This is a genomic window from Exiguobacterium sp. s161, from assembly GCF_018619045.1.
GTDB classification, from domain to species: domain Bacteria; phylum Bacillota; class Bacilli; order Exiguobacteriales; family Exiguobacteriaceae; genus Exiguobacterium_A; species Exiguobacterium_A indicum.
In genome coordinates, this window is sequence record NZ_JACSNH010000002.1 from 203,538 (window position 1) to 217,080 (window position 13,543).

Here is a 13,543-nt window from a genome sequence, read left to right on the forward strand (position 1 = left end):
ACACGATAGTCAATGACATACAGTAGAGGAATTGCCTTTTCTGCTGACGTTTAAACCCCATCGATTCGAATCATTTTGACAAAACGGGTACTCTTTCAAGTGCTTGAACAATAAGAAGTCGATCACTTTTTAAACGCTTGTCTGGATCAGGACCGAACCATTCGAGACTTGCTGTCAAGTGATCGAGATGACCTGAAACGTCTTCAAAGAACTGGTGATAATCGACGATGCCTTCGAACAATGGAACCATCCCTTCCCGCGATCCGCTTGCCGCATAGACATTTGTTGGTTCAAAGACTGAAAATTGATCAACATTCGCCACTGTTTTTAAATGTAGGTGATCCACATACGATGCGAGTCTGAAGTATGCTTCGACGGGATCTGCCTTTGATTCGATGACGTGTAAGACGTCAAAGTTGATCCGACATGCCGGGTGGTTGATCGCTTGTAGTAAACGTATCGTTGCCTCTACCGTATCTGTTGCAGTATTCGGATGAAATTCAAGTAATAATCGCTGTCCTGCAGAATCAAGGACACGGCAAATCCCCTTCAACCGATAAACGAGTTGATCCCATTTGGCATCGGATAAGGTATGGCTCGCCTCATTCCCCGCAAAGATGCGGATGCGCTGCGTTCCGATTCGTGTCGCTAATCGCGAGAGTCGTTTCGTCTCCGCAAGTAGTTTTGACATCGGTGCGTTTAAATTTAAATAATGACTCAACATACTGACGTTCAGATGGGACGACTTCAGCCGATCGACTTCTTCCGTTCTTAAATGTTCAGCATGAACTCCCCAAATATCAATGGCGTCAAAGTGTTCTTCTGAAGCAAAATCGATCAAATCATTAAATGAACGCAGATGATGCCGATAGCTGATCGTACAGAGTGCGAGTTTCATGTTCAATTCCCTCCTGTCGTTGATACGCATGGAACGTGTCGACGAGTTGCCGTTTGATTGCACTCTCCCGTGCCCATTGTTCTTCGATCAATCGTTCGATTTCTAAGTACACTTCCGGTTGGCGCGTTACAGCGTATTTGACAGCCCGATGCTGGATGACAGAGTATTGATTGACTAATGTTTCAACCTCATCCGTCCATTCTTCAAAATCAGATGTCTGCAAGTCGCGTCCGATCGCCTCATATAAATAAGCAAATGCATGCTCATAGGCATATTTTCGAATGGCAATGACAGGTAACTGCTTTAAGGCATTCGGTAATCCCTCAGGTTGTTCACGATAGTGATGCACAACACGTTTGACTGCCTCAGTCAATGGATGTTGTACGTTTATACAACTCATGAAATACGCACTTACCGTCGTCGCATTCGGTATTCGAACATCCGTACTTCGAAACGCAAACCCACCAGCGACAGCACGATGGCGTACTGCTGCAAGAATATGTTCTCTTTCTAGTTCACCTTCATACCGGAAATCAGGATCAAGCATATGCCATATTTCCGGATCTTCTGTCGCCTCTAACATGACGTAGTGGGGAAACACATCATGGTGAAATTTATTTTCGCGCTCAGGTAGACTAGCTAAATCCAACATGACAATCACTGACTCGTCCATATTTTTCTGTTCAATCCGTTGAATCAGCTGAGTGATGTTTTCTTCTTTTGATTGTTTGTGATCATACCATTCTTCGACTGGGATTCCGTAAAGACGTTCATACCAAACAAGCATCTCCTGATGGTTGATCTTCTCATCATGATGCGAGAGGACATAATCGGCTGACAAGGAAAACGAAGAATCCCACACGCCAAAGTAATAGGGACGATGGTCAGCGGCCGATCGTTTGATCGTCTCGCAGACGCAACTGACGAGACAGTGTACTTTAATCATGTATGACCTCCTGTAAAACAGACATTAACTCTTCTACTCGCATTTTGGGAAGAGCTGACATGTGCTCATCTGGAATCACTAACCCATGTTCCAATTCAAGGTGAAGCAACAGATGAATCAAGCGCATCGAATCCAGTCCTAGATCATCTCGTAGAGAGTCTGTTGTCGAAATAGCGACAGATGATGACCATTCGAGCTGTTCGGTCAGTATATCTTCGAATTGCGCAATCGTTAAACGGGACATGTTTGTTCCCCCAATCGTTTTCTACTCACTTTCCCATTCGCAGACAGCTCAATTTGCTCAACGAGTTGCCACTCCGTCGGTCGTTGATGAGGTGCGAGATGCTTCTTGCAATGTTGGTTTAGTTCTTCCTCCGATGCCGTCGTCACGAGTTGAGCGCAGACGCGCTCTCCTTGGAACGCATCCATTCGTTTAAAGACGACGACAGCCTCGACGGTCGGCAGCTGATACAAGACATCTTCGACTTCTCCGGGATAGACGGATAAGCCAGACACATTGATCATCTCATCGAGTCGGCTAAGAAAATGCAGCCCGTCTTCAACGTACATTAAATCCTTCGTACCAATCCGTACACCTTGTTGCGAAACGACTAATTCTGCTGGTTTTCCCTTCGTTCCAGTTTCAATCTCAAGATGCTCTAGTGGAAAGCCGATCGCTTGCGGACTCGGCGGATTCGGATGAAGTGCGATACAACCGATTTCTGAACAGCCATACTGTTGAAGCAAATGACGTGTCTTCCGTTCGATCGAACGGAACCACTTTTCTGGTAATGTCATCCCGGAAATCATCACTGCGTGAACGGATTCCGGGAACAAACTCATCGCATACGCTAGTCCCGGTGCCATATAGATGATCGCGTCCGGATGCAAACGATGGATTGCTAGCACATGACGTGGTGAGAAGTCTTGTAGGATGACTGGTGTTGCTCCGCGTCTTAAAGTCGCGAACACTCCACACAGTAATCCGAATGAGTGTGTCGTCGGACAAGCAACGATCGTCGCTTTCGTCGTCAGCGGAAAACTGTTCGTATAAGCATTCAGTTCCGTCTCGATCGACTCCCATGTCCGGTGAATGATTTTGGGTTGCCCCGTCGTACCGGAACTGAATTGAATCAATCCACCCGCACGTTTTTCCGCTTCCGGAAGCGGAATGATGGTCTCTTGATAAATCAAATAGCCACATCCGGCTTGTATCGCTAGACGCTCAGCACCAGAAACAGGCGTCTCCGGATGAATGGGAAGGATTGTTCCATTCATACGTCGCATCGTAAGACAGAGGGCTAACCATGCTTTTGTATCTGACGTACAGATGGCTACGGTCTTCCCTTCCGTTATGAACGATTGCTTCACCAGTTCGTGTGTCGTCAATTCTTCTGCTGTCACCCATTCTTTCTCAATCCATAGCATGATCGTCTTCCTCTCCTCGTTGAACGAGTGAATTTTTTACATCGATTTGATTCGTCAAACCAAACCGTGGTGCCAGTAAGGCTTCTGCCGTTACTCTTTGTTCGTACCATCCGATTCGTTCTAGTCGGTCACGATCAATCGGCAACCCCTCGATCGTCTGATGCATCCAATTAAAGAACGTCGCTTCATTCAAGTTCTCCGTCAGTTCAAGTTGATACGCTAGTTCCGTCAAATGATAGACGAATAATGTATCGTACAGCAGCTCGCGTAAGGCAAGCGGGTGTGACATTTCATAATAGGTATTGAGCGGTGCATCAAAATCAGGATGTAGCCTCTTAAAATCGGGTACATCCGATGGATCGTCGAGTAACTCGGTGACGAACTCGACGCTATCATGAAAATCGCGGAGAATGATCCGTTCCGGCCATCCGTCCCGTAAGACAAGTAACGTATTTTGGGCGTGAGCTTCCACACCGATGCCTTTCTCGGTCACGAGTCGAATGACTGGTTCGAGATAGACGACGAAGAATCGACGAAGCCACCGTTCATGACCATATCGTTCCAACCACGGTCCTAAAAAATGTCGTCCATCCACCTCGATTTGAGCAAGTGCTGTCAAGGGAATGACCTGTTCCCCCTTGTGAACATACGTCAAGACGTTTTCACGAAAGACACAGCCGACCCGACCCGCAAGTGGACCGCTCGAGCCGACGCATGAAGCAAATTCAGATAACAACGTCATCGGCAATTCACTCGCCTGTTTTTTCAACCAATCCGATACTGCAGGAGCTGCCACGACATTCGGCACGGAAAAAGTCCGAACGGCTGACGTTTGCTTCAAGTCGAGCGGCAATTTGATATGCGGTAGTTCGGGCTGACCTGGGCAAAAAACGGTTCGAATCGACTGCGTCGCTTGCACGAATACCCCGCCTTCGCCTAAGTCGACACCTCCGACTTGTGCCACCTCCTGCTTGATACGTAACCATTGCCATGGGTGGACAGGAAGAATCTGATAATCGATTTGGTTGAAATCTTCCAGTTTGACTAAAAACATATGTAGAAGAGGTTCTCCAAGAATCAGTGGAATAGGTAGGATTCCACTCCCTTGAACGAGCGTAGAAGGTAAGGCAATCCAATGTAACTGGAAGCGATTGCCCGCTTCAGGTCCGTATGCCTCGTGATCAGCTCGCGAAAAACCAATCCTTGATTTATAACAAGGATGATAGGGATGCCCTTCGATGATGGTCTGCTCCAACTCTTCATAATCTAAGCCTGCTCGATGGATTCGTAGACGATGTCGTTGCGACGAGTCATCGAAATCATGTGTACGTCGCAACTCTTCCTGAAAGTCGTACGGGATCGGCAACTGCGTCAAGAGATGCTCAAACCAGTCGTTGACGCCAGATGACTTCGATGAGCGTAACGTCGTGATGTCGAGCCGGATTCGGTCGAAAGGACCGCGTTTTCCTTCGACTGTCACTTCACTATCTTTTATGTGGAATGTAAAACGATTCTTCATTCCGACAATCATTTCAGTAAAAGGAAGAATCCGCTCGAATAACAAACTCTCAAGAAGTTGTTTGCAGATGCGTGTTTTGCTGTCGTAAAGCATAGTTGCCCTCCCGTAACGGATTATCCAAGTCGATGAAACAAACCCGTTCCCCCTCGACTTCAAGTTCATCGAGTCCTTGTAGGCGTGTTAGTAAATTCGCCTTGTATGGAAGTGTCGGCGATTCTAACAACATCAAAAGCCAAGCTCTGCCTCGCCCTTCTAGACTTTTAACTCGTACTTGACACCATTCGTGCAGTAACGCGATAGCAACTTCTTCCTTTAATAATGTGTCTGCTGCCAATCGGTCGATGATACTCGCTAGATGGTTCCAAATCATGTAGTACGTCAAACGCTCAGCAATGACTTCTTCTGGGTAGAACAACGTCGTATGCTTCAGTTCCGGTTCCAGCAGGGTAAAGGAATCTCGATTCGTGTCTGCTAAGTAATAGCCTTGATTATCCCGGACGTGATATCGAACCGGCCATCCGTCTTCGAATGTGATGAGACTATTTTGCTGATGCGCCTCGAGTCCGATTCCTTGTTCCTCATACAGTGTAACGATTGCTCCTAACGTCAACTCCAGGTACTGTTTCCACCACCGAGTGACATGTTTCGATGCGATTGATCCCGACTGCCGAATGAGCCGCAGCAGGAGAGATTCCGAATTCGGTAATGCCGGTTGGACGAGTGCTGCAACATTTACCGCGTGGGGTGCAGGTTCTCGCAGGATGACTTCGAATCCGGTATCTTCTTTAGTCCGGATCGCTAAATACGCAGGATCGTGAATGAGGTCAAACGTATCAGGAAGAGACAGATGACAAAACAAGCGATGCATCAAATAACCGGCCTCTAATTCGTGCCGCTTGTTGACGCGTCTTGAGTTCGTCACTTGGACAGGGATGGATAACTTCAACATATGACTTCGGTCGAGTGATTCGACGGTCCGGATCGACGAAGTTGCGTTATAGAGTGGTCCAGATGCGCCATGATAACGGAGAATATCTTGCTCAAACCATTGCTCGACTGTCGGCTGACGTAACAAATACTCGGCTTGAAGCGGATGAATTGGAATGACTCGCTCTTGCTCTGTCGCTTGAATCAAGTTACCCAGTTGATTTTTCATCAGCTGACTAATCGTCTCGTTGCTACCTGAACGTTCTTCGAGCAATGTCTCATGTACTGTAAAATAGTGAAGTTGAAACGGCTGACGGAATTCAGGCGCATACGCTTTTTGTTGCCAGTCGGTCATACCGACTCTACTTTTCGGGGTCGGATGGAACCAATGACCACACCACAAGCGTTGTTCATAATCGATGAACGTCTCTTGCTCTTGTGCGTTCAGCTGTTCCTCTAAAATCAATTGCACTGTCCGGTGACTGTCAAGAACGCGAAAGAGTAAGTCCGTTTGATTCGGGTCTTTTTGTTGAAGCTTGATGCAACAGGTGATGATACAGGACATGGCTGAAACTTCCCGCCATCCGCTTTTTGTCTCTTCACGAATCATTCCAATCTCGTGGCGTCCGATGATGGAACGACGTTTGATTTCGATGAGATACGGCTTCATCCAATAAAAAGAGGATGTCTCGGATGCATCAAACGGTCTCTCGTTGACCCATTCGCCCGGGTTCACTTCTCTGATGTAGCTGTTCATGAACGATTGAAGCGTCACCTCGGTCGCTAATCGCTCGATTTGTTCTTCGCATGTTCGCACGCTCTGTTCCTCCCCTTATTGAAAATCATTCTCATTCCACATCAATAGAAAAACGGGTTTCCCCGTTTTTGATGGTGCGTATACACACTTATTTTAAGTAAAACGTTTTCAAGTTCCTTCAATCCGTTTTCACAATCGATTAAATGCAGAAGTCACATATCGTCGTGAGATTTAACACCAATCAAACAAACGATCCTCCCTAATATTCGTACGACAAGGCGACGACTTTTTAGGTTCATTTGTCAGTCTTCTCTGCCTCATCGTGAACTCCATCTGTAATGATAATCATTATCAATGATGAGTGACATGGATTTTCTTTTCATTCTTCATGGACAAACAAAACAGTTACTATCGCTGATATATGTATGCAATTGACGTAACATATGCATTCTCACAAGTGGTCCCCACGAATCCCAATCGACACTGTCTGGGTAAAATATACGCTCCGACCTAACGGCACGAAGCGTTTGCCACACCCTCGTTCCTCGAATTCGTTCCACATCTGCAGGTTGACTCCACAGTATGAACAAACCATCCGGATCCAACTGCTGTAATGTTTCTAGGCTGATTGTCATGTAGACGGTGTGCGGGAGTCCTTCCACGGGCTGTAAACCGATTTCACTGAACAGAAAATCTAACATCGTATGCCCTGTTCGTCCGTACAGTCGGATTTCTGAGTCTCTGATCCAAATAACTGCCCATGTCACATTCCGATTGAATTCGGACTGTTGCTTCACAATTGTTTCAAGCGTCTCGACTTCGTTGATGATGTCAGTCGTTCGCTCAAGCGTATCGGTTGCCGTAGCAACAGCATACAAGTAATCCTTCCAACAAGTTTGTTTCGAAATATCGATGACCGGACAAGACGTCAACATAGGTGGTGATTCACCTCGTATCGGTGTCCGTAAAACGAGATCGAGATTTGATGTCTCAAACCATTCCGGTAAAATCGTTACTGACGCGTCGTATAGTCGCGTACCTTCGAGTTCACTTAAATAGTCTGGCACACCGTTCGAACGATATTGTGTCGGAAAAGACGGTGCGATGACAGGTTGAATCCCAAGTGCCAATAAGTGATCTTGTAACAACGCTTGACTCCAGATTCCGACCCGTGGAAACAGCCGTTTCCGGTACTTACTTGGTGATAGTCCCTCACGCTTTTTAAAGAGACGGCTGAAATAAAATTCATCATTGATTGATACACGTTCTGCGATCTCGGCAATCGTCCAATCTGGATGTGCAATCATCCACTCCTTCGCCCGTTGCATCCGCAATTGATGAAGCAGTTCCTTTGGTGATTGATCGTAGTGCTTTTTGAATTGACGAGAAAACGTCGGCAGTGACATGTTTAACTCACTTGCCAAGTCACTGACTGTTCTTGATTTTCCGAGTTCTTTTAACCACTGGGACGTCACTTCCTCAAACGTCTGCTCATGACGACGTTCACTTAATTGCTCCAGTAGTTGATACAGATAGCGATGCTGTCTAAGAGAACCGGTCATTGTGTTTGGACATCCGCGCATTCGTTCTAAACACTCCACTAGTTCATTCGTTGGTTGACGGTAGACTAGAAATGGCGTCAGTTCAACCTCTAACTGATACAAGAGACAATGTCCCTCCTGGACGATGAATCGTTCACCTGATTTCATGATGAAACAGGCTTCGCCCGATTCTAGACGTTTCCTTTCCGTGTAGGTAATGCCAACGCCTTGTATGACGACAATCAAACCCGGACGTATCGCTAATTGTCCTCCTGTCTGTAAAGCGTGTTTCCTCACTCGAAATGCATGCAGTGCTTCTGTCATCTTCAACTCACTCCTAAAAAAACATATACCATCTGACGCTTTTCCGTATCCGTTCAATCTTGATCAATATGAAAGGGAATCTTCGAGATGCTTTTCTTTCACTTGCCTACGTGATTGTTTATTGTTGTGTCGATCATGTATCTGCTGTCTTAAATCCAATCACATCATAGTAATGTTGCTGACCGTCAAGAATGAAGGAGGGACCTGGTTGCCCCCTTCTTTCTCGGTGACCGGCAAGGTGTACCTCACTCGTTTCCCACGCTTTCCAGTCTTGTTCCGAATCCCAGCGGATCAGGACAAGAACTTCTTCTTCCTCTTTTGTACGCTTCTTATGTAAGACACTTAAATCGAGGAACCCTGGTTGTTGCTCGATGATTCCCTTTCCTGAAAAACGCTCGATCATTTCAACAGCACTTCCTTTTTTGACTTTAAATGTTTTTAATTGGATGAACATCACCTATCACTCCTTCTAATTGATAATGAATATCATTTGCATTAACACTATAGCATTATTCCTCCGGTTTTTGTCAACAACTGTTGTTAGAATACGTTTCATCGTTACAAAAAAATCCCTTCACCCAGTGTAATCTGAGTGAAGGGATTTAATTTAAGCCACACGCGACGACGATTGTGTCTCCGCTGTTTTCTTACCGACGACTGCTCCGATCACTCCACCAATGATGGCTGGTACGACCCATCCGAGACTGACGGAAGCAAACGGTAATACCGCGTAGAAGACGTTCGTGACAGCTGAGACGTTAATCCCTGCTGTCTTCAATCCATCAAACAAACTGACGACGAATGTCATCCAAAGCGCCCCTTGATAGACGGCTGGTTTACCTTTAAAGAGTGGATGCAAGAATGTCAGGAAGATGAGACAGATTGCCAGTGGATAAAGTGTCATCAAGACTGGTTTTGAGACGGCGAGCAATTGATTCAGACCGATGTTCGCGACGAGTGCGCTGAAGACCGATAGACCAATCGTCCATTTGACGTACGAGATTTTTGGTACGAGTGCCGAGAAGAACGACGCACAGGCCGTGATCAAGCCGACGCTTGTCGTCATACAGGCGACCGTGATCATCAGACCGAGTAAAATCGCACCGTATTCACCGAAGTAATAATCCGACACAGCTGACAAAATCTCTGCGCCGTTCGCCAGTTGTCCGATTTCCGAGACACTTGAAGCACCCATGAAGGCAAGTGCCGAATACGTGATTGCTAGCAAGGCCGCTGCGATCAATGACGCTTTCGTACAAATCAACAGCAACTGTCGCTTCGATGTGACACCTTTTTCCTTGATCGCTGCGATGATGATAATCCCGAAGACGAAGGCACCGAGTGCATCGAGTGTCATATATCCTTCCTGGAAACCGTTAAAGAAGGCATTCGACTGATATGTCTTCAAAGGATTCTGAAAACTTCCGATTGGATGCAGGACAGCGACGACGATCAACAGACCGATGAACGTGATTTTAATCGGTGTCAGTACTTTCCCGACGACATCGACGATTTTCGTCGGATTCAATGATAAGAGACACGCAACCGTGTAGAACAAGACCGTAAAGATGAGTAGCGGCCAGTGGCTCGTCGATTCACTGAAGAACGGCTTGATTCCAATCTCATACGAGACCGTTCCGGCACGAGGAATCGCGAAAAAGGGACCGATCGCAAGATACAGAATGACCGAGAAGCCGATTCCAAACGCAGGATGAACGCGTGACGCCATCGCTTGTAAATCGCGTTCCCCTGAAAACGCGAATGCGAGAATCGCAAGCAATGGTAGACCGACACCGGTGACGAGGAATCCGGCATTGGCGACCCAGACATGCTCCCCTGCGAGCTGTCCGAGCATCGGCGGAAAGATGAGATTTCCTGCCCCGAAGAATAAGGCGAAGAGCATCATGCCGATGACGATGATAAATGATGTTGGAACAGTTTTAGACATAATAAACCCCCACTGATGATGATCGACTTCATCTCGCTCCCTAAGCAGATGAAGTACTTCGTTCGAAAGGATACCATACGTTTAAGAGCTCGTGCTAGGAGTTTATCTGGAGAATATTCTGAAAATTGCGCAGAAAGTTTGGTGGAGCTATGGTCTATAGAATTTGTTACGTCTGTGCGTCGAAGCATGAAACCGGATTCATAAGTTCATATGACGTAGTAGGATTAAAAGGCTTCATGAAGAAAGTAAATATATGGATAATCAAACAGGAGGTTTTTCTATGAAATCGATCTATCTTCTTAGCGCCACCCTTTTACTTGCCAGTTGTTCCCCCGCTGCCGAAAAACCGAAGACGTATGACATCTCATTTACGCATGAGAAACAAGAGATTCAAATCGTTCCTTTGTACAAGGCGTATGACGATTACATTCAAGCGGCTTCGAAACATCCAGAGGACAATGAGGCACTATTTAAAAAATATGTATTGGGCGCTAAAAATAGCGTCATCAAAAAAGAACAGCTCCAAGCGATGCCCGTTCCTAGCCTTTACGAACAGCCATCGGAAAACATCAAGGACTTAAAGCAGATGAATACATATTTGAAAAAACACCATCAGCGCATCATGAAACAGATCAAGTCCAGTCTCCTGACTTCGATGAAACAACTTCCACGGGATGAGAAGCTCGTCGTCTTCGTCTCCCCGACGACACCAATCGAGCATGATGATGCCAAACGTTATGGTGGTGTCAGCGGTGTCGCGCAAGGAAACAATTCAATGAGTCTGTTCTTCTTGAAGGATTTTTCGGAAACATCATTACGCAACACGACGGCGCATGAGTACCATCATACCGTAGCCCTCGATGAACCGAATCGTGCGACGATGCTCGATTACATCATCCTCGAAGGAAAAGCGGAATTCTTTGCCCACAAGCTTTATCCTGTGGAATCATCGGAAGCGATCGCCACTCTACTTGACCATACTTTAGAGCATGTGATTTCGGAGCTGAATGCGGAACGATTGACGACGGATGATCTGTTCTTAGGAAATTACGAAAAACAAATTCCATCGTTCGTAAAATACAGACTCGGTTACATGATCGTCTCCGACTTCGTGAAGCAACATCCCGAGATTTCCTTGAAGGAATGGTCACGGATGTCCTCCGTGCAAATTCTCGAAAAAAGCAGTTACAAAGACATGTTAACGATTCGCTAAAATCAATAAAGCACGAGACAACGGGAGCAAACATCTCCTTCGTCTCGTGCTTTATTAGTTAACCTTCGTATTTTTTGACGATCGTCGCTACCCCTTGACCGCCCCCGACGCATAACGTCGCAAGACCATGTGTCTCACCCGTCCGCTCGAGTTCATGGATCAACGTAACGAGAATCCGCGCCCCACTCGCACCGATCGGATGACCGAGCGCGATTGCACCGCCATTTCGGTTGAGCTTCTCATGCGGGAACTGTAGCTCCGCATCGACCGCGAGAGATTGTGCCGCGAACGCTTCGTTCGCTTCGATGACATCGATCTCCTCAAGCGTCAGTCCCGCTTTATCGAGTGCCTTTTGGACCGCTTGGACGGGACCGATTCCCATGATGCTCGGGTCGACACCGGACGTTCCGTTCGCGACGATCTCAACGAGTGGTGTCACGCCGAGTTCTTGTGCCTTTGTCACGGACATGATGACGAGCGCTGCAGCTCCGTCATTGATGCCAGATGCATTGCCTGCCGTGACCGTTCCGTCCTTCTTGAATGCCGGGCGCAAACGACTGAGTGTTTCGACAGATGTTCCGGCACGTGGAAACTCATCTTGATCAAAACGGATCGGGTCGCCTTTTCGTTGTGGAATCAACACTGGCGTGATTTCCGAGACGAACCGTTCTTCTGCTAATGCCGTCTGCGCTTTTTGCTGACTCGTCGCCGCGAACTGGTCCTGGGCTTCGCGGGAGAGTTCGTAGATGTCGGCTAAATTCTCTGCCGTGATTCCCATGTGATAGTCATTAAACGCGCACTCAAGTCCATCATGGATGATCGTATCGACGAGCGGTTGGTCACCCATCTTCAGCCCAGACCGCGCGCCCGATAGGACATACGGCGCTTGGCTCATGTTCTCCATCCCACCGGCAACGATGACATCGGCTTCACCCGACTTGATCGCCTGATACGCGAGATGGACGGCTGAGAGACCGGATCCGCAGACCTTGTTAACGGTCATCGCTGGACATGTCTCCGGTAATCCGGCAGCGAGTGCCGCTTGCCGTGCTGGATTTTGACCAAGTCCTGCTGAGAGGACGTTACCGAAAAAGACTTCATCGACGTGATTCCCAGCGACACCTGCTTTATCAAGTGCTGCACGGATGACTGTCGCTCCAAGTTCGGTTGCTTTGACGTCCTTCAAACTCCCATTGAAATTCCCGATCGCCGTGCGCGTCGCACTGACGATGACGACTGCTTCACTCATCTGCTCCATCTCCTTATTGAATCGTATATCCTCCATCGAGTACGTTCGCTTGTCCGGTGATGCCTTTTGCTTTGCGGCTCGCGAGGAACAATGCATAATCCGCAATCTCCTCGACGGCGAGCAACCGTTTTTGTGGAACGAGCGGATAGATGACTTCCTCGAGTACCTTCTCAAGCTCGACGTGACGCGTCTTTGCTAAGTCTTCCATCTGATTGCGGACAAGAGGGGTATCGACGTACCCCGGGCAAATCGCGTTGACGGTGATTCCGTGTTCCGCTCCTTCAAGGGCTGCGACTTTCGTCAAGCCGAGCAACCCATGCTTCGCCGAGTTGTATGCCGCTTTCCCGGCAAAACCGATCAAACCATTGATCGATGCCATGTTAAGAATCCGTCCGTAGCCTTGTTCCTTCATGATCGGAAAGGCATGTTTGATAGCGATGAACGGCGCCGTCAACATGATCTTGATCATCAATTCGAATTTCTCAGTCGGAAACTCTTCAATTGGTGAGACGTGTTGAAGACCCGCGTTATTGATCAAGACGTCGAGTCGACCAAATTGTTCGACCGTCTGCTTCAAGACGGCTTCGACCTGTGCTTCATCGGTGACGTTGAGCGACATGCCGACCGCTTCATGACCGTCTGCCCGAATCGCCGCCGCCGCCTCTTCTGCTGCTTCCGCGCGAACGTCCGTTACGACGACCTTCGCTCCTGCCACAGCGAACGCCTTTGAGATTTCAAGACCAATTCCGCTTCCTGCACCTGTGACGAGTACGATATCTCCTTGAACCATCTG

The 13,543-nt window shown here is 47.5% G+C and carries 12 protein-coding genes; 1 reads left to right on the forward strand and 11 read right to left on the reverse strand.

Annotated features, from left to right (window positions below; translation table 11 throughout):
- Positions 1-70: 70 nt before the first annotated feature.
- The 9 genes from KNQ14_RS08625 to brnQ all read right to left on the reverse strand — a co-directional run bounded on the left by KNQ14_RS08625 (position 71) and on the right by brnQ (position 10,288).
- Positions 71-898 (reverse strand): sugar phosphate isomerase/epimerase family protein, encoded by an 828-nt coding sequence (locus tag KNQ14_RS08625; RefSeq protein ID WP_055967256.1) that lies wholly within the window; start codon positions 896-898, stop codon positions 71-73.
- Positions 846-1,844, reverse strand: coding sequence for a DUF6005 family protein (locus KNQ14_RS08630; RefSeq protein ID WP_214860697.1), 999 nt, complete (start codon positions 1,842-1,844; stop codon positions 846-848). Before KNQ14_RS08630 ends, KNQ14_RS08625 begins: the two co-directional genes overlap by 53 nt.
- On the reverse strand, positions 1,837-2,088 hold the full coding sequence (locus KNQ14_RS08635; protein ID WP_023467837.1) for a phosphopantetheine-binding protein: 252 nt from the start codon (positions 2,086-2,088) through the stop codon (positions 1,837-1,839). Before KNQ14_RS08635 ends, KNQ14_RS08630 begins: the two co-directional genes overlap by 8 nt.
- Entirely contained in the window at positions 2,076-3,272 is a 1,197-nt protein-coding gene (locus KNQ14_RS08640) for an AMP-binding protein (RefSeq protein WP_174316120.1), read from the reverse strand. Before KNQ14_RS08640 ends, KNQ14_RS08635 begins: the two co-directional genes overlap by 13 nt.
- Positions 3,259-4,884 carry an IucA/IucC family protein gene (locus KNQ14_RS08645; protein ID WP_214860699.1) on the reverse strand — a complete coding sequence of 542 codons (1,626 nt, stop codon included), beginning with the start codon at positions 4,882-4,884 and terminating at the stop codon, positions 3,259-3,261. The genes KNQ14_RS08640 and KNQ14_RS08645 overlap by 14 nt, the downstream gene beginning before the upstream one ends.
- Positions 4,841-6,535 carry an IucA/IucC family protein gene (locus KNQ14_RS08650; RefSeq protein WP_214860701.1) on the reverse strand — a complete coding sequence of 565 codons (1,695 nt, stop codon included), beginning with the start codon at positions 6,533-6,535 and terminating at the stop codon, positions 4,841-4,843. Before KNQ14_RS08650 ends, KNQ14_RS08645 begins: the two co-directional genes overlap by 44 nt.
- Positions 6,536-6,861: 326 nt before the next feature.
- A complete protein-coding gene (locus KNQ14_RS08655) occupies positions 6,862-8,340 on the reverse strand; it encodes an AraC family transcriptional regulator (protein WP_214860704.1) in 1,479 nt (492 codons plus the stop codon).
- 133 nt (positions 8,341-8,473) lie between these two features.
- Positions 8,474-8,794, reverse strand: a complete 321-nt coding sequence (locus KNQ14_RS08660; protein ID WP_023467832.1) for an antibiotic biosynthesis monooxygenase — start codon at positions 8,792-8,794, stop codon at positions 8,474-8,476.
- Positions 8,795-8,947: 153 nt separating this feature from the next.
- Positions 8,948-10,288 carry a branched-chain amino acid transport system II carrier protein gene (gene brnQ / locus KNQ14_RS08665; protein WP_214860707.1) on the reverse strand — a complete coding sequence of 447 codons (1,341 nt, stop codon included), beginning with the start codon at positions 10,286-10,288 and terminating at the stop codon, positions 8,948-8,950.
- A gap of 280 nt (positions 10,289-10,568) precedes the next feature.
- Here brnQ and KNQ14_RS08670 point away from each other — a divergent pair, with 280 nt between their 5' ends.
- Positions 10,569-11,501, forward strand: coding sequence for a DUF2268 domain-containing putative Zn-dependent protease (locus tag KNQ14_RS08670; RefSeq protein ID WP_214860708.1), 933 nt, complete (start codon positions 10,569-10,571; stop codon positions 11,499-11,501).
- Positions 11,502-11,559: 58 nt separating this feature from the next.
- Here the strand turns inward: KNQ14_RS08670 and KNQ14_RS08675 are convergent, their stop codons facing one another.
- Both KNQ14_RS08675 and KNQ14_RS08680 read right to left on the reverse strand, forming a co-directional pair.
- Positions 11,560-12,750: an acetyl-CoA C-acetyltransferase gene (locus KNQ14_RS08675; RefSeq protein WP_214860709.1), complete on the reverse strand. Its 1,191-nt coding sequence runs from the start codon at positions 12,748-12,750 to the stop codon at positions 11,560-11,562.
- 13 nt (positions 12,751-12,763) lie between these two features.
- Positions 12,764-13,540, reverse strand: a complete 777-nt coding sequence (locus tag KNQ14_RS08680) for a 3-hydroxybutyrate dehydrogenase (RefSeq protein WP_214860710.1) — start codon at positions 13,538-13,540, stop codon at positions 12,764-12,766.
- Positions 13,541-13,543 lie beyond the last annotated feature (3 nt).